Source organism: Acinetobacter sp. FDAARGOS_559, assembly GCF_003940475.1.
GTDB lineage: Bacteria > Pseudomonadota > Gammaproteobacteria > Pseudomonadales > Moraxellaceae > Acinetobacter > Acinetobacter baumannii.
In genome coordinates, this window is the sequence record NZ_RKJG01000005.1 from 250,474 (window position 1) to 269,543 (window position 19,070).

General features: G+C 38.0%; 10 protein-coding genes. 7 read left to right on the forward strand and 3 right to left on the reverse strand.

Features of this window, described 5'->3' with window-relative positions; all coding sequences use genetic code 11:
- Positions 1-33 precede the first annotated feature (33 nt).
- The gene (locus EGS71_RS02665; protein WP_000184661.1) at positions 34-1,617 is read right to left on the reverse strand and encodes an ABC transporter substrate-binding protein; all 1,584 of its coding nucleotides are present in this window, start codon (positions 1,615-1,617) and stop codon (positions 34-36) included.
- A gap of 285 nt (positions 1,618-1,902) precedes the next feature.
- Between EGS71_RS02665 and EGS71_RS02670 the strand changes: the two genes are divergently transcribed.
- From EGS71_RS02670 to EGS71_RS02690, 4 genes are all read left to right on the forward strand, one after another.
- Entirely contained in the window at positions 1,903-4,515 is a 2,613-nt protein-coding gene (locus EGS71_RS02670; RefSeq protein WP_001249696.1) for a TonB-dependent receptor, read from the forward strand.
- Between the two features lie 253 nt (positions 4,516-4,768).
- Positions 4,769-7,099, forward strand: coding sequence for a TonB-dependent receptor (locus EGS71_RS02675; protein ID WP_000477512.1), 2,331 nt, complete (start codon positions 4,769-4,771; stop codon positions 7,097-7,099).
- A 22-nt stretch (positions 7,100-7,121) separates the two neighbouring features.
- A complete protein-coding gene (locus EGS71_RS02680; RefSeq protein ID WP_000510600.1) occupies positions 7,122-8,318 on the forward strand; it encodes an LLM class flavin-dependent oxidoreductase in 1,197 nt (398 codons plus the stop codon).
- Positions 8,319-9,242: 924 nt separating this feature from the next.
- Complete coding sequence (locus EGS71_RS02690; RefSeq protein WP_000166990.1) at positions 9,243-11,504, forward strand: ATP-binding cassette domain-containing protein; 2,262 nt, start codon at positions 9,243-9,245, stop codon at positions 11,502-11,504.
- A gap of 147 nt (positions 11,505-11,651) precedes the next feature.
- Here the strand turns inward: EGS71_RS02690 and adeB are convergent, their stop codons facing one another.
- Together adeB and adeA are read right to left on the reverse strand one after the other, a co-directional pair.
- Entirely contained in the window at positions 11,652-14,762 is a 3,111-nt protein-coding gene (gene adeB / locus EGS71_RS02695) for a multidrug efflux RND transporter permease subunit AdeB (RefSeq protein WP_025464954.1), read from the reverse strand.
- Positions 14,759-15,949 (reverse strand): multidrug efflux RND transporter periplasmic adaptor subunit AdeA, encoded by a 1,191-nt coding sequence (gene adeA, locus EGS71_RS02700; RefSeq protein ID WP_001169080.1) that lies wholly within the window; start codon positions 15,947-15,949, stop codon positions 14,759-14,761. The genes adeB and adeA overlap by 4 nt, the downstream gene beginning before the upstream one ends.
- A 145-nt stretch (positions 15,950-16,094) precedes the next feature.
- Here adeA and adeR point away from each other — a divergent pair, with 145 nt between their 5' ends.
- From adeR to adeT1, 3 genes are all read left to right on the forward strand, one after another.
- The gene (gene adeR / locus EGS71_RS02705) at positions 16,095-16,838 is read left to right on the forward strand and encodes an efflux system response regulator transcription factor AdeR (protein ID WP_000459551.1); all 744 of its coding nucleotides are present in this window, start codon (positions 16,095-16,097) and stop codon (positions 16,836-16,838) included.
- Positions 16,839-16,869: 31 nt separating this feature from the next.
- Complete coding sequence (gene adeS, locus EGS71_RS02710) at positions 16,870-17,943, forward strand: two-component sensor histidine kinase AdeS (protein ID WP_000837453.1); 1,074 nt, start codon at positions 16,870-16,872, stop codon at positions 17,941-17,943.
- A gap of 123 nt (positions 17,944-18,066) precedes the next feature.
- Positions 18,067-19,062, forward strand: coding sequence for a putative multidrug efflux protein AdeT1 (gene adeT1, locus EGS71_RS02715; RefSeq protein WP_000373601.1), 996 nt, complete (start codon positions 18,067-18,069; stop codon positions 19,060-19,062).
- Positions 19,063-19,070 lie beyond the last annotated feature (8 nt).

Consider the following 19,070-nt stretch of genomic DNA (forward strand, 5'->3'; position numbering starts at 1 on the left):
CAGCTTTTTTTATATTGTGATTACAGACGAGTATTAAGCTTTCCAGAGTTTTTCAAAGCGCCATGTCGGAAAAATTGTATGCTCAGGCGCTAAACCACCAATATTTTTAGCTGCTGCGTCAATCGTATGGCTAAATCCCCAAATGAGCATTCCACCACGTTCATGTTGAATTTTTTGTGCTTGCGCTAAATGGATTTTGCGTTTGGCTAAATCAGGCTCTGCCAGTGCTTTAAAAAATAACTCACTATATTCAGGGTCTTTAAAGTTCACACGGTTGGTGGTGGAAATTGGAGCATCGTTAACAACGGCCGTCGATAAATATGGCGTGCCGACATTGGTCGCATTACTCGATAACTGCCACTTACTGCGGTCAGGGCCATTAAACGTTGCAAAATCCACTTGTTTAACTCGAATATTCACATTGGCTTGTTTTGCTTGCTCGGCAAAAATTAATGCAGGTTGAGCGCTACTCACTGGGGTAACAAGCTCTACACTCAAACCATCTTTAAAACCTGCTTGCGTTAATAGATTTTTTGCCTCGGCAATATTTTGCTGACGTTGCGGCAAATTGAGAAAGGCAGGGTCTTGCGGCGAATAAAGATCGTTGGCGATTCGACCTTGCCCATTTAAGCCTCGCTGTACCAACTCCTCTCGGTTTGCAATCAAACGAAATGCCTGACGCACTCTAGGGTCATTAAACGGCGCTTGTTGAGTGTTAAAGTCAAAACTATTATGCGTATTAGTCGCAGAGCGTATGGTTTGAATGTGTTTTGCCTGCTCCAAAATTTTAATATATTCGGGTGAAATCGCATTTGCGACATCAATTTGTCCAGCCAATAAAGCATTTAATCGAGAGACCTGATCTTTAAAATCAATCACTTCAAAACTATCTGCATAAGGTTTGTCTGCTTTAAAGTAATTATTAAAACGGATAAAAACAGAACGCTGCCCCGGAATAAACTCTTTGACTTTATATGGACCAGCTCCGACTGGATTATGAATAGGGTCGAAGTCAGTCGGTACAATTCCTCCAAAGTTTACCCAAGTTTCGGGCAATGCAACAAAGCCGGGAATCGTACTAATAAAAGGAATACGAACGGTATATTCATCTAGTTTTTGAATACGATCTCGGTCAATCCACTGCACCAGATTGCGAAATGGTGAAGCGAGTTTAGGGTCTGTTAGGCGTTTCACTGAAAAGATTACATCATCTGCGGTAATAGTTTTACCATGATGAAATTCTAAGCCTTTGCGTAAACGGATGGTCCATTCGCTTGCATTGTGATTCGGCTCGGCAAACTCCGCTAAAGCAAGTCGGGGCAGCATATTTTCATCCCATTCCCATAACTTATTATAAATAGCGAAACCTCGTGTAATACCACTTCCCGATGCTGAAAGATGAGGATCTAGACTGCCTGATTGTTGTCCTCCAATCAGCCCCAAGCGTATAACTCCTCCATGCTTAGGCGTTGCTGAAGAAGTACTTTTTGATTCGTTACTATTATCTGGAGAGGGGCCACAACCTGATAAACTGCCCAACAAAGAGACGCCACCTAGCGCCGTAAGACTTTGCGTTAAAAATTTTCGACGTGATAACTGAAATGTTTGATTTGTCATTATAAATACCTGATTAGATCTTCATCTTCTAAGGTATTGCAGAATAAATGCCAATATCTTTATATAATTTTACTATATTTATCAATATCTTATATAATTATTGTTTTTGGTGAGTGTCTCTATTTCAACAGCTTTGTTGAAAAAATAAACATGAATAGAATTGATAAGTAAACAATGAGAAATTAAAAACAACTGAATCAAATGGTTAGGGTAAATTATTTGGGCATTTAATGGTTGGCATAGGCTTTGCGTAACGCATTGTAAATTTACTTTACTGAGTGTGATATGAGACAGCCTTTTCAATTAAAACCTTTAGTTATTGCGCTTAGCGTATTAGGGGCGACTTTACCGTTATATGTTTTTGCCGAAGAAACGCCACAGCAAGCAGGTGATTCTGAAAGTGATGTAATTACTTTGTCCGATGTAGTCGTTACTGGAGCAGCCAAGAAAACTACTGTAGTTCCTAAACGCAAAGTTACCTCAATTTATGGAACGGATAGCTCTGTATTGGATACTCCGCGTGTAGTATCCCAAGTATCAGAACAACAATTTAGAGAAGATGTTATTCGCAGTGCGGATGATCTCGTCAAATATGCACCGAGTATTACGCGAGGCGGGGGACAAAATGCTAACTTTGCTCCACAAATTCGTGGACAGAACTCGGAAGTTTTTCAAGATAGTCAACGCATTTACAGTACTCGCCATCCAACCAATCTCAATGCTTATGAAGAAGCCGATATTGTGGCAGGACCAACAGGTGTAATTTTTGCGCCGACTTCAGGTTCTGGCGGATATATTAACTACCTCACCAAAAAGCCTAATTTTAATAAAGCCGAGACCAATATCTCTGGGACTGTAGGTTCCATTTACTCAGGTAAAGGCGCAAAGCCTAATTTCTCTGTCAGTATTGATCATACGGCACCCATTTCAAAAGAATTAGCATTTCGCGTGAGTGCAACAGCACAAAAGACAGATGACTATTATGACAATGTGAAAAATAACTTTAATGCATTTTATGGGGCACTTGCTTGGCGTCCAAATGATCGTTTAAGGGTAGATTGGAATATCAGTTACGATGACTATTATGATTTTAACGTGACGCATGGCTGGAATAGAGCATCGCAGCAATCGGTTGATAATGGTCTTTATTACAAAGGTAGAGCTACGCCTATTATTCAAAATGGTTCGACTTTTTGGTCTCCTGTATTTGAATCTGGTGCGGCAAATTCTAAAGTCATTGGTTGGCAAACTCGTCAGAAGAACGATAAAAACCAATATGTTGCTGTTGGTGGAGTTCAGACCACGCCTTTACCGAACTCAACTGCGGATCAAGCAGGAACCATTAAAGGTTGGGTCTATGATCCATCAATTCCTGGTAATGAATTGGTCAAGCTAGATGATAATGTTTCAGGACGTAGTGAAGATAAAAATAGTGCCAAGCGATTTAGCACTCAATTAAAAGTCATTAAAGATTTAAATGACCATTGGTCTATTGCAAACAGTACGCTCTATCAAAATAACAAAGATTTAGGCGACTCTGTTGGAAGCTTTTTTACAGATTTAGATCATGAGTTAATTGATAACCGACTAGAATTTTTAGGTGACTATGATTTTGAAATAGCTGGCGTAAAAATTAATAATAAAAGCAGTACCGGAGGAACATATCGTCATGAGAAGTTTACCTCTTTAGCTGCAAATAATAGTTTTAATATTAATCCTTATGATTTAACCAATGATCCATCGCAGAAGAATCCTGGTGATTTACTGGGGTTAATTAACAATAGCGGTTCAACAGGAGGTTGGATTGGACAAGCCGGAGTGCCTCAATATTCTCAATATTTTGGTTATTTAAATTTACCGCGCATGTACCCAATTGGAAAGGGTTTATATGCAGAAAAAGGTGGCTTTCCACCGAATGGAGGAGGTGCTGTCTATACGGGTTCTGGTTTCTGGGATACGTTGAGTGTATTCACTCAACAAAACTTTACCTTTAACGATGTATTCGGTATTAATTTAGGTATTAACCATAGTTCTGTAAGAGCAAAACTTGAAAACCCACTTGTTTTAACCCCAACAGATGTCCGTTCTTCGAGTGACAAATATAGTCTATTGAGCTATCAACTGAGTACGTTTATTAAGCCTACTGCGAAAAGCACACTCTATTTTACTTATGACAAAAGCACTGCATTAAATACGGGAGTATTTGGGCCTTTCTTGATTTGGGGCGCTGGAAATCAACTTAATCCTTTAGCTTTTGACAGTCAAAGTGAGCTAAAAGAAGTAGGATTTAAATATGAACCTATTACTGACCAGTTATTTTTAACCCTAAGTGGATTTGAACAAAAACGAGATTTATCGCCCGATACGAACGGAAATATGGCTCGCTTTGAAATAAAAGGTATTGAGTCATCATTAAGATGGCAACTTCAAAAAAATATAGCGATTGGGGGCAATTTCACTTATTTAGATGCTGAATACAGCTCTATTATACCTGCTGGTTTTTCACCATTTGGCTTTCATGCGGACAATGCTACGGTTTGGGGAGACAATAATGCTTTAAACCAACGTAAAGCCGGACGTTATGATGCAGCAGGAATTCCTAAGTACTCTGCAAGTGCTTATGTAGATTACCAGCATGAGTCTGGTTTTGGGGTCAACCTTTCGGGATGGTGGACAAGCTACTGGTACACAAACTTAAGTCAAACCGTGAAAGTACCGAATAACTATAATCTGGACTTAGGTCTTTATTATCGCCAGCCACAGTGGACGGTGGGTCTTAACATTCTTAACCTAACCAATGAACGAAATTTTGTGAATGGTTTGGCAGGGTCGAATAGCGAGTTTTTACAACCAATGCGACCTCTGACTGTACAAGGCCAATTTAGTTATAAATTTTAAAACCAATCAATCATTTCCAACAATCTTAAAAAGCCATACGTCCGTATGGCTTTATTATTAATACAGCATATAAAAACACGTTAAATCGTGAATGTTGAAATAACAACAATAATACCTTTCAGACTGTCTATCTATCAGCAGCATTGAATCATTTTTATTTCTAAAATTTTATTAAGTATTTGAAATTATTTAAATAAATTAAATGGCATAGAAGTTGCCAATATAAGAATAGATTTATTTAAATGGAGTCACCATGTTTAAGGTTACAAAAATTAGGCAGAGTATTTTAACTGCTATGTGGGGAGTAACGGCGAGTGTTTCGACATTAGCTTTAGCGAACGATGATGCTGATGCAATTTCTGCTGAGCAACAGGCTCAAGTGGTAAATGCTAAAGATGTAAAAAAACTAGGCGATGTCATCGTTACTGCACAATATCGTGCACAAAACATTCAAAAAGTTCCGACTGCAATTACAGCGGTTTCAGGCAAAGATTTGGCCGCGAAAGGCTCAACATTTATTGGCGATGTTTTAACTTATACGCCCAATGCAGCAGCTGAAAACCCAGATGGCGATAGCCGACCACGTTGGTATATTCGTGGTTTAGGAACTGGCGATGTTGCAGCCTCTACAGTTTTTCCAGTCGGTATTTATGCAGATGGGGTTTATTTAAATGCGCCTGTTGCTGGTGCTGGAGATTTATTCGATTTAGAACGTATTGAGGTTCTACGTGGTCCACAAGGCACGCTTTACGGTAAAAACACCACGGCTGGTGCGGTGAATTACATTTCACGAAAACCTGTTTTTACAGATAAACCGACTGGTTATGGAACAATAGGAATAGGTGACCATAATCTTCGTACTTTTGAAGGCGCCGTGAATGGGGCTATATCAGATAACGTTGCCGTGCGAGGAGCATTCTATTCAGAAGACCGCGATGGCTATGCAAAAAATTTAGCCAATGGTGAAAACTACGGGGATGTAGATAAAAAATCATTTCGCTTCCAGATATTAGGAAAAATTAATGATGATTGGAATGCTTTAGTCAATCTACATAGCCAAACTTATAATGGTCTTGGCAATAATGGCTCTTTAAGTATTGGAAAATACTGGGGTGTTTATGAAAGACCACAAGGCCGAGATACAAATTTAGATTTACCTGAAAGTAATAAAATCCAACATGATGGCGCTTCACTCACCTTAACAGGAGATTTAGGCGGCGGTCATACTTTTACATCCATTACAGCGTTTGATAAAACCACTCAAAAATCTATTTCTGATGGTGACTATACGCCTTACGATGTAGCAAGAAGCTATAGCGATAATGAGTGGCGCCAATATAGCCAAGAGTTTCGTGTTTCTTCTGATGCTGAAAAAAGACTCAGTTGGATCGCAGGTTTCCACTTCTTTAATGAAGACTTAGATTCAACAGGTGTAAGTGCGCGAGTAAATAAAACATTACCTAATGGCGCTCCAGCTCAGACTGCGGGAACACCAGCTTTTAGAGATATTACCTATAATCAGACGACACAAAGTTTTGCCTTGTTTGGTAACAGTACCTATAAATTTACCGATAAATTTAAAGTAACAGGTGGTCTACGTTGGACAAGTGAAGAAAAAGATATTGATCTAGATCTTGTTCAAATTACCTCAGGCGATTACACCAAAGGCAGTTGGTGGCAAAAGGATGGGTACAGTAATGCGGTTTATAACCCAGCGCCTAATGCAAATGGTTCAACAAGTCGTAAAAAGAGATGGAATGAGCTGACCTACGATATTACGCCAGAATATGAAATCACTCCTGATATCAACACATACTTCCGTTTTGCTCGAGGTTTCCGTTCAGGCGGTTTTAACACTGGACTTTCTAGTAGCCTGACGCAACTAGCAGATGTTAACCCTGAATATTTAAATAGCTACGAACTAGGCTTGAAGTCTAGCTTGTTACAAGGCAATTTAACGGCCAATGCCAATATTTTCTATTACGACTACAAAGATATTCAAACAAATTTATTGGTTGCGACAGAAGGACAAGGTGGAGGAGTAACCTCAGTTCTGGCAAATGGTCCTAAAGCAGAAGTAAAAGGTGCCGAATTAGAATTAGATTATTTAGCGACTGATAACTTACGCCTACGTTTTGCAGGCGCTTATTTAGACAGTGAATACACCGACTTTGTTGATAAAAACCCAGTAACCAATGTCGTAAATGCTGACAATACAGGTAACAGCTTGGTTCGTTCTCCAAAGTACACCATCGGTTTAGGGGGTGAATATACCTTTAATCTTGATAGTGGAGCACGAGTTATTGTGGGCACAGATGCAAAATATCGTGACCGTGAGTTTTTCTTAGTAAATCGACAAGATTATTCTGTTGACCCAATCTTGAGTCAAAAAGGGTACACCTTATGGAACGCGAACGTTGGATATATCAGCGCAAATAATAAATACCAAGTTAATGCTTACGTTAAAAACTTGCTAGACGAAGAATATCAAGTTCATGGGCGACCAAATGGTCCTGCTGGACAATATGTCTTAACCTATGGAAACCCACGTCAAGTTGGTGTTTCTCTCACTGCAAAATTCTAAGCTTTGCTTTAAGGAGAAAATAATGGGAATTGAATTTTTTACACGTTTACCGCTTCATGGCGAAACAGAATTTTTACCCGGTGACCCACGTAATCGTGGTGATTGGGCCAATATTGAAAATGTTGAAAATACTGGAGCGGTTTCGAACTATGAAGTAGGTGACGATTTTACCTATATTGATTACTTAAGTCAGGTAGCGCGGGCAGCAGAAATTAATGGTTTTGCTGGTGCACTCATGGTGAACGCACCAACGGGTGAAGAGCCTTGGACAGTATGTTCATTGCTAGCAAGAGAAACCAAAAAACTTAACTTTGTGACTGCATTTCAGGCTTATCATTTTAGTCCATATAATGCTGTACAAACTGCGGCAACTTATCAGCGTGCAACGGGTAATCGACTGGTTTGGAATATTATTAATGGCGGCTCGGAAGTAATCCAACGTCAAGTAGGCGATGACTTACCTCACGATGAACGTTATGCACGTGCTACTGAGTTCCTAGATGTTGTAAAAGGATATTGGAATAATCCTTCATTTCACTATAAAGGGAAGTACTATTCGGCAGAAGGCGGTGGTCTAAAATATCCACTGAATAAAGCAAGTCTTCCAATTATTTGCACAGCAGGTTCTTCGGAAGCTGCTCGCGAGTTTGGAGCAAAACATGCCGACTATTATTTAATGCGAGCTGAAAAACCAGAAGAAATTGCAGCATTGATTGCAGACGTACGTACTCGTGCAAAAAAATATGGTCGTGAAAATATAAAATTTGGTCTATCAATCGATACCATTGCTCGCCGTACTGAACAAGAAGCATTGGCAGAGGCACAGCGCTTTCTCGATGAAGCCGCTGAAAAGCAACGTTTACACGCGGCAGCAGCCCATGCGGGTTTACGCTCAGCGCGCGTATTAAGCTTCGAAAAAGAGTATGCCGAAAAAGATGGCAGTAAAAATGTTAGCGACTTTTTCATCCATCCAAATGTTTGGTCTGGATTTGGATATATTGGTGTGCCACCTGGTGTTGCTTTGGTAGGGAGCTATCAACAGATTATTGAGCGTATTGAAGAATACAATAGCATTGGCATAGAGTTATTCTTTCTTGCAGGCTATCCACATCTTGAAGAGTCATACCGTCTTGGTGAACACGTTCTTCCACACTTTAAAAAGCAACGTGCTCGATTACAGCCTACAGTAGCTAGCCCAGAGTTTGATATTGCGCTTTAAAGTTTAAATGTTCTTTAAATAAGCCTGATTAGTAAGCTAGTTGGGCTTTTTAAATTTTTTGTTCCTTTCAATTTTCATGGGAAAAAGAAATTATGCATTTTTTTGATCACAGCCTTATGGGGATGGCCGAATGTTATTTTTATTCTTTAACTCAGTGGTTACAGATGATGACTAACCCTAAGAATCAAAAAGGTAAATTCCAAAGCTCAAACTTTATGGATTTCGCCATGTCACAGATATATTTAAAATTTAACAGTGATAATTCATGTGAGGTAATGAGCATAGAAAGAGTAGATAAGTAATTCTAAGAAAGAAGTAACAAGTTGAGTTAGTTTTTAAAAAATTATTTAAAAAACTGCATTTTCACTCAAATTCATAAAACAAAGTAAGCTTATGAAATATTTAAGATTTAATTTTCATAGTTAACAAGTTGAGTTAAATGTACGATAGAAATAACTAGGGATTAGTTGAAACTATATAATTATTCGTATAATGTATATTATGTTAAATAAAAGATTTGGAAACCTACCATATATAAGGCTTTGCTACTCTGTATTGTTGCTCTAGCTACATTTGACCTTTACTGTAATCCACCACAAATTGATTAGGTATATGTTCACTCCTAGACATGCAGCAAAACTTTATTTAATTTAATTCATAACAAATTTAAGAAATTCTCTATTACTTGTTTGGGTCAACCTTAACCCTATTAATTTAATCTTATCTGTTAGCAAAATCTGACACCATGAACTTTATACAATGTGTTTATTTATAAAACTTGTTCTTCAGTGCCCTTATTGCTTATTGATATATAGAAAGGCTTATAAGTTAAATATTTAAACTATTTTCTTAAGAAACATATACATCCTTCTCATCAATTTTACCTTATCTTTACGCTAAATCTTTGATTTCAAGTGATCACACATGACTAAAAGAACAATAAATATTTATGGTGCCAGACAAAATAACCTTAAAAATATTTCATTGAAGATTCCTAAACATAAAATCGTTGTCTTTACTGGAGTCTCTGGTTCAGGTAAATCTTCTTTAGTTTTCGAGACTATTGGCGCAGAAGCTCAAAGACAAATTAATGAAACTCAAGATAGTTTTGTACGTAATCGCTTGGAACATTTTGGTGTTACTGACGTTGATAAAATTGAAAATTTAAATGTACCTGTGATTATTAATCAAAAACCTTTAACGGGCAATATTCGCTCAACTGTTGCAACAATTACAGATATTTATGCCAATCTTCGCTTGTTATTTTCACGTATGGGTGAGCCGTTTGTTGGATACTCCAATGTCTTTTCTTTTAATCACCCAAATGGCATGTGTCCACAATGCGAAGGTATTGGAATCGAGCAAACAATTGATATTTACAAAATATTAGATTTAGATAAATCCTTAAATGAAGAAGGTGCTATAGACTTCCCTACTTATCAACCTACAGCATGGCGTTGGACGCGATATGCAGATTCAGGTTACTTTGATTTAGATAAAAAATTAAAAGATTATAGTGAAAAAGAATGGGACTTATTTTTGTATGCTCCTCAGCACAAACCTTTAAACCCGACAAGTAAATGGAGAAAAACCGCACTTTATGAAGGACTAATTCCCAGATTTGAGCGTAACTTTTTAAAAGGTGAAGCACAGGAAAGAAATCGTTATAGAAATAAACTTGAGCGAATTATTACAATCAAAGAATGCTCCTTATGTAAGGGACAACGGCTAAATCAAAAATCCTTATCTTGTAAGATTAACGGTAAAAATATTGCGGAATGTACGGCCCTATCCGTATCAAGGCTTTTAGAGTTTCTCGAATCGATAAAAAGTGAAAAATTTGAAACCGTTTTGCACGAAATAAAAAATAAACTCAATAACTTAAATCTCGTTGGACTCAGCTATTTAAACCTTAACCGTGTCAGCAATACATTGTCGGGAGGAGAATCACAACGAATTAAAATGGTTAAACATTTGGGTAATAGTCTGGTTGACCTACTCTATATTTTTGATGAACCAAGTATTGGCCTGCACCCCAAAGATTTAGATAATATTATTAAAATTATTCAAAAAATTAGAGATAAGGGAAATAGTGTTTTATTGGTTGAACATGATCCTGATCTTATTAGAACAGCTGATCATGTCATTGATATGGGCCCTCTTTCTGGTATCAACGGCGGCGAAATTATTTACCAAGGAACTTTTGAAGAATTAAAAAATTCATCAGGTTTAACAGGTGCGTTTTTTAGAAGGCCAAATACCTATAAGAAAGAACCACGTATGGGCAATGAATGGATTTCAATTAAAAATGCTCATTTATTCAATTTAAAAAATATTGATGTCGACATTCCTAAGAACTGTCTAACCGTTATTACAGGAGTCGCTGGTTCAGGAAAAAGCACATTAATAAGTAAAGTATTACCACAACAATATCCTGAAACAAAAGTTGTTGATCAATCTGCAATTACTGCAAGTATTCGCTCAAATTTATTGACCTATCTTGACCTTCTTGATCCGATTCGTCAGCTATTTGCAAAAACAAATAAAGTAAGTGCCAAGCTCTTTAGTTTTAATAGTGAAGGTGCTTGCCCTCAATGTAAAGGATCTGGTATCGAAAGGGTTGAACTTGCATTTTTAGATGATATTGAAATGACATGTGATGTTTGTCATGGTTCTGGATATGCACCTGAAGTTTTAAAATATCTTTATAAAGATAAAAATATTGCTGAAATTTTAAAAATGACGGTTGCAGAAGCAAGCAACTTTTTTGAAGATCGAATTTTACAGCAACAATTTAATTCTTTGATGAGTTTGGGGCTAGACTACATTGCAATCGGCCAACGCTTAAATACATTTTCGGGTGGTGAGCGTCAAAGGTTAAAACTCACAAAACAAATTAATGAAACAGATAATATTTTTGTATTGGATGAACCGAGTACAGGTCTACACCCTTCTGATACTGAAAAACTAATTAGTTTATTAAATAACTTAGTTGAGAAAGGCAACACAATCATTGTGATTGAACACAACTTAGACATCATAAGTCAAGCCGACTGGATTGTTGATATTGGTCCTTTGGCGGGTGACAAAGGTGGTGAATTGGTATTCTCAGGAACTGTTAGCGGTTTGCTTTCAGCAGAAAAATCTTTAACAGGTTATTATTTGAAAAAATATTTAGAGCTGTAAAAAAATATAGGCTAGTCTGACTTTTTATATAAATTTAAAACCCCAAAGACTATAAATGGCTGACATTTATTAGTTAGTAATATTCTCTCATTCAGATCAGTAAAAATGCATCAGAGGAAATTGAGTATTTCCCCTGATGCATTGAACTTAAGATGAGATTTTTTTCTTAGAGGAAAATAGCTTTTCTACTGCACCCAGAATGAAGATAAAAAACACGGGAACAAAGAAAATAGCCAGAATGGTTGCTGAAATCATGCCGCCAAAAACTCCTGTACCTAAAGCATGTTGAGTTTCAGAACTTGCACCAGAGGCAATTACCAATGGAATTACACCACAGGTAAATGCAAGTGATGTCATCAGAATTGGCCGTAAGCGAAGTTTGGCTGCGGCAACAGTAGCTTCAATCAAACTCATACCTTCTTCTTTCAGCATTTTCGCAAATTCAACAATCAAAATTGCATTCTTTGCCGATAGACCAATAATGGTAATTAGCCCGATTTTGAAGAACACATCATTCATTAACCCTCTAGACATAATGGCAATGATTGCTCCAAAAATACCGAGTGGCACAACGAGCATCACAGAAAGTGGAATTGCCCAGCTTTCATAGAGTGCAGCTAATACAAGAAAAACCACTAACATGGATAAACCAAGTAAAAAGGCCATTTGTGATTCAGACTGCTTTTCCTGTAAGGAAATACCTGTCCACTCGTAGCCAATACCTTTCGGTAATTTCGCAATCAGCTGTTCCATTTCACGCATTGCTTCACCCGATGACGTATCGAAGTTAGGAATACCAGCAATACTCAAAGATGGTCGTCCGTTATAACGATTATATTGTTGTGGTGCCTTATTCCATTGTGGCGTTACAACTTCTGATAACGAGACTAATTGACCGCTTGACCCCATGACTTTCAGATTCAAGATATCTTTCAATTGCATACGTGATTTAGCCTCAACTTGTACAATGACTTGTTGCATACGTCCTTGATTAGGGAAGTCATTGATATACATTGAACCCATTGATGTAGAGATGATGTCTGAAACATCAGAAAACTTAACACCAAGTGCACTAAGCTTTTCACGGTCAATTTTTAAAGAAATATTGTCACCTTGTGGCAACCCTTCATTCCAAACCATATAGAACTTTTTATTCTTGGCTGCCATTGCCATAAGTTCATCTTGAGCAGCCAGTAAAGCAGGCATACCTAAGTTAGCGCGGTCTTGTAAACGTAAACTGAAACCTGAAAAAGTACCTAACTCATCAATAGCGGGTGGTAAAACGGCCATGGTCTCGCCTTCCGTACTGTTCGCCATAGAAGAATTAACGTCGCTTGTCATCTTAGATGCAGAGCTAGTTCGCTCTTTGAAGTCTTTAAGTGTCGTAAAAGCCACAGCAACATTTTGTCCTGCGCCACTAAAACCCCATCCCAAAATGGTGGTATTACTTTTTACATCGGGATTGTCTTTCAAATTATTTTCAAATTGATTGACTACATTCCGAGTACGCTCAGCGGTTGCATCTGAAGGTAGTTGGAACGAAGTCATGAACCAGCCTTGATCTTCCTCTGGCATAAATGCTGTTGGCCAATATTTCATTCCGGCAAAGGTAATACCGGTAATTACTAAAAAGATTACCATCATTGGAACTGTATGTTTGATGATTTTAAGCAGCATCAATTCATACTTTTTAGTGACTTTATCGAAACTACGGTCAAACCATGCAAAGAAGCCCTTTTTCTGATGATGCCCATCGATTGGCTTTAAAATTGTGGCACAAAGTGCCGGTGTTAAAATAAGTGCCAATAGCGCTGAAAATAAAATAGATACTGACATGGTCAAGGTAAACTGTTTATAGATTACCCCTACAGAACCACTCGCAAATGCCATAGGTAAAAATACTGCCGCTAATACCAGCGTAATACCAATAATCGGGCTGGTAATCTCTTTCATTGCTTTAGAGGTTGCATCTTTAGGCGATAATCCTTCTGTCGCCATAATTCTTTCTACGTTTTCAACGACAACAATGGCATCGTCGACAATAATCCCGATAGCAAGTACCATACCGAACATGGTGAGTACGTTAATTGAAAAGCCGGCAAGCAACATCACGGTAAAAGTACCGAGTAAGGCAATAGGCGCCACAATCGCTGGAATAAGCGTATAGCGGACATTATGTAAAAACAGATACATCACAATGAAAACCAGAACCATGGCTTCAAGTAATGTATGTATTACCTTTTCAATTGAAATTTTGACAAACGGCGCGGTGTCGTAAGGAATACTAAACTCCATGCCTTCCGGTAAATTTAGCTTCAATTCTTCAATTTTTGCTCGAACACCTTCGGCAGTTTTCACGGCGTTAGCACCCGGGCTTAACTGAATTGCTGCCGCGGTAGCAGGCTTAGCATTTTCCAAAATGGCAAAGTTATATGCTTGTGAACCTATTTCTACATTGGCAACATCAGATAATTTAATTACGCTACCGTTAGTTTTACTTTTTAAGCTGATATTTTTAAATTGCTCGAGACTAGACAATTGCCCTTGAGCCGACAACGGAATAGTAATGAGCTGGCCTTTTTCAGCTGGTAAATCACCAAGTCGGCCGGGTGCAATTTCGACATTATTTTCACGAATGGCATTATTCACATCACTAATCGATAAACCGTAAGAAACAAGCTTATTCGGGTCGACCCAAATACGCATAGCTTTCTCGGCACCGAAAGATTGAACCTTCCCTACACCTTCGACACGTTTTAGCTCTTCTACAACATTTCGAACCAAATAATCACTCAAATCAACTTCGGAATATTGATTATTTGGAGAGTTAATCCCGACCAGCATTAAAAACCCGGACGATGAAGCCTCAACCTGTAAACCTTGCTGACGTACGACTTGCGGTAAGCGAGCTTCTACAGCCTTGATTTTATTTTGAACGTCGACCTGAGCCATTTCCACATCTGTGCCCGGTTTAAACGTAGCGGTAATCTCTGCTGTACCAGAGGTATCTGTTGTCGCACTATAGTAGAGTAGATTTTTTACACCCGATAATTCGCGCTCAATTAAGGTTACAACGCTATCGTTAATGGTTTTAGCTGTAGCACCAGGATAAGTCGCACTAATATTCACCTGTGGCGGGGCTACACTTGGAAAACGTGCAATTGGCAGTTTAGGAATACTCAGCAATCCAAATATAATAATAAAGATCGCGATAACCCAAGCAAAAACGGGACGACGAATAAAAAATTGTGACATCATGGTTGCGCCCCCTCAGCTATAGAAGTTTTGGTTTCTACACTTGAAACATGATTTGCCACGGCTGGTGCTTTCCATGCTGCCAATGCCAATTTTTGATTTGGCTTAATACGCTCAATACCTTCAACAACAACTTTGTCTCCAACCTTTATACCCTTGTTGGCGATGTAATACTGCTCATATTGCTGTCCAATTTCGATAGGACGAATTTCCGCTGTACCTTGGGCGTTGATGACATATACCTGAGGCTCGCCACTGATATTACGTTGGATCGCTTGCGCCGGAACCAATAGCGCTTGAGGAATAGAAGCACGGTCAATATTGACACGCACATACATGCCCGGAAGTAATTTTCGTTCAGTGTTATTAACTTCAATACGGAATGTGACATCGCCCGTTTCCGGGTCAACATTAATATCTTCAAACAACATTTTTGCTGTGACGTTATAAGGTTGCCCGTGACTATTGGTAATACGAACGGTTTTGTCACTATTTGCTGATAATTCTCCGCTTTGTAGCGCAGCTTGTAGGCGTTCATACTCACTAACTGATTGCTTAACATCAACATAGACTTTATCAATCTGTTGAATGGTTGCCATCGTATTAGTATCGCCCTGACCGACCAATGCACCTTCAGTGACAAAAGATTGCCCAATACGCCCAGAAATAGGCGCTCGAACTGTTGCATATTGCAGATTCAGGTTTTGTCTAGCCAGCAATGCTTTCATTTGAGCGACATCGGCTAGAGCCTGACGATATTGAGCTTGGGCATTACTTACTTCTTGCTTACTAATTGCATTACTTGGTAACAGCTGCTCATAACGTTCTAGCTGAACTTTGAGTCTTACTACCTCAGCTTCAGCTTTATTGAGAGAAGCTCTATTGCTATTTACATCGGCCTCAAATGTCTCGGAATTAATTTTATATAAGGCTTGCCCTGCTCTAACTTCACTACCTTGTTTAAATAGAACCTTTTCAATGATACCTCCGACTTGCGGACGGATTTCCGCCGTACGGAATGCATGTACACGTGCAGGAAGATTTTCACTAAAATTTACCGATTGCGGTTGAATGTTTAATACACTGACTTTAGCCGGTGGTGGCTCAGCTTGAGCGACTTCTTTTGAATCACACCCCTGTAATATCAGCCCAATAGATAAAAATAAAGGAAGTAAAAGATGCTTTTGCATACTATCCAAACCTAGTGAGTTTTTGATGTTCGTATTATTTTTGATGAGTGTGTAAGGATAATCACTAAAGTGTGGAGTAAGTGTGGAGAAATACCGATAATTTAGCGTATGATGAGTTTAAGCACTTTCTATAGCCAGATTTTCTATGTTTGATCATTCTTTTTCTTTTGATTGCCAAGATAAAGTTATTCTTGTGGTAGAAGATGACTACGATATTGGCGACATTATTGAAAATTATTTAAAACGTGAAGGCATGAGTGTTATTCGGGCTATGAATGGAAAGCAAGCGATTGAATTGCACGCTAGCCAACCCATCGATTTAATCTTACTTGATATTAAATTACCCGAATTAAACGGTTGGGAAGTATTAAATAAAATACGCCAAAAAGCTCAGACTCCCGTAATCATGCTGACGGCGCTAGATCAAGATATTGATAAAGTTATGGCATTACGCATAGGTGCAGATGACTTTGTGGTGAAGCCTTTTAACCCAAATGAAGTCGTCGCTAGAGTTCAGGCAGTCCTAAGAAGAACTCAGTTTGCAAACAAAGCAACTAATAAAAATAAACTCTATAAAAATATTGAAATTGATACCGACACTCATAGCGTTTATATACTCTCAGAGAACAAGAAGATCTTGCTTAATCTGACGCTAACTGAATATAAAATTATTTCATTCATGATTGACCAGCCTCATAAAGTTTTTACGCGTGGAGAACTTATGAATCACTGCATGAATGATAGCGATGCACTAGAGCGAACCGTAGATAGCCATGTAAGTAAGCTGAGAAAAAAACTAGAAGAACAAGGCATATTTCAAATGTTAATTAATGTGCGTGGCGTGGGATATAGGCTAGATAATCCCCTAGCTGTAAAAGATGACGCCTAAATAATATTAAAAAATAGCTAGGGAATATTTTATGAAAAGTAAGTTAGGAATTAGTAAGCAACTTTTTATTGCCTTAACTATTGTGAATTTAAGCGTTACGCTATTTTCTGTAGTACTGGGTTATGTGATTTATAACTATGCGATTGAAAAAGGCTGGATTAGTTTAAGCTCATTTCAACAAGAAGATTGGACTAGTTTTCATTTTGTAGACTGGATCTGGTTAGCCACTGTTATCTTTTGCGGCTGTATTATTTCATTAGTGATTGGCATGCGCCTTGCAAAGCGTTTTATTGTGCCAATTAACTTCTTAGCCGAAGCAGCAAAAAAAATTAGTCACGGCGACTTCTCTGCTAGAGCTTACGATAATAGAATTCACTCCGCTGAAATGTCGGAGCTTTTATATAATTTTAATGATATGGCTCAAAAGCTAGAGGTTTCTGTCAAAAATGCGCAGGTTTGGAATGCAGCCATCGCACATGAGTTAAGAACGCCTATAACGATCTTACAAGGTCGTTTACAGGGAATTATTGATGGCGTTTTTAAACCTGATGAAGTCCTATTTAAAAGCCTTTTAAATCAAGTTGAAGGTTTATCTTACTTAGTCGAAGACTTACGGACTTTAAGCTTAGTAGAGAACCAGCAACTCCGGTTAAATTATGAATTGTTTGACTTTAAGGCGGTAGTTGAAAAAGTTCTTAAAGCATTTGAAGATCGTTTGGATCAAGCTAAGCTAATACCAGAACTTGACCTAACGTCCACTCCTGTATATTGCGACCGCCGTCGTATTGAGCAAGTTTTAATTGCTTTAATTGATAATGCGATTCGCTATTCAAATGCAGGCAAACTTAAAATTTCCTCGGAAGTGGTATCACAAAACTGGATATTAAAAATTGAAGATGAAGGCCCCGGCATTGCAACCGAGTTCCAAGACGATTTATTTAAGCCTTTCTTTAGATTAGAAGAATCAAGGAATAAAGAATTTGGCGGCACAGGTTTAGGTCTTGCTGTTGTACATGCAATTATTGTGGCACTGAAAGGTACTATTCAATATAGCAATCAAGGCTCGAAAAGTGTTTTTACCATAAAAATTCCTATGAATAACTAAATAACCTCCTGACCCTAAGTTCTATTTTGACTTTTTCACTTAAAATTTTTATTGAAATGCCATATCTAACCTTACCAAGATTTATAAAATAATTTTTATAATTTAAATAATGGATAACTAGATATGGATCGTTTTAAAACTATTTTACTTATTACAAGTACATGTTTAACAACAACTCTTTATGCCAAACAACAAGTCGTCTGTGTGTTTGACCCAATTGGTAAATCGGGAGACGCTTTCGCTTTAGCCAAAGATTATGCACTTGAAGCCAAAAATTGGGGAGCTGATCTATCTTTAAAAGCATATGTTGATGAACGTGTAGCTGCTGAAGATTTGAAAGTTGGAAAATGTGATGGCGCTATTATTAGCGGTTTACGTGGCCGTCAGTTTAATAAATATACAGGATCTTTAGATGCTGTTGGTGCATTAACAAATATGAAAACGGCAATTAATGCCTATAAGCTGTTGTCTTCACCAATGGCCGCAAAAAACATGGTGGTAGGTCCTTATGAAATTGCAGGTTTAGGCACAATTGGACCAGCCTATTTATTTGTAAATGATAGAAGTATAAATACTCTCGCCAAAGCTGCCGGTAAAAAAATTGGGGTATTTAAATACGATGAAGCGCAACCAAAGCTTGTTCAACATGTCGGTGGTCAGGCTGTATCGGTAGACGTTACCAATGCCGGTGCAAAATTTAATAACCATGAAATTGATATTGTGCCCGCTCCTATTGTTGCGTTTAAACCTTTTGAACTCTACAAAGGTTTAGGTGAGAAAGGAGCAATTGTTCGTTTTCCTTTGACTCAAATTTCAGCAAACTTCATTATTCGTAAAGACCAATTCCCTGCGGGTTTTGGGCAAAAGTCTCGAACTTGGGTAGCCAGCCAACTCAATAGAACATTTGGTATTATTGCCAAATATGAAAGTGATATTCCTTCAAAATATTGGATGGATATTCCTAAAAATGAACAATTAAACTATATGAAAATGATGCGCGAGGCTCGTATACAGCTAACCAAAGCAGGTATCTACGACCCAAAAATGATGAACTTTTTGAAAAAAGTAAGATGTAAAGAAAACCCAAGTAATTTTGAATGTGCATTAAACGATGAATGAACACTCAA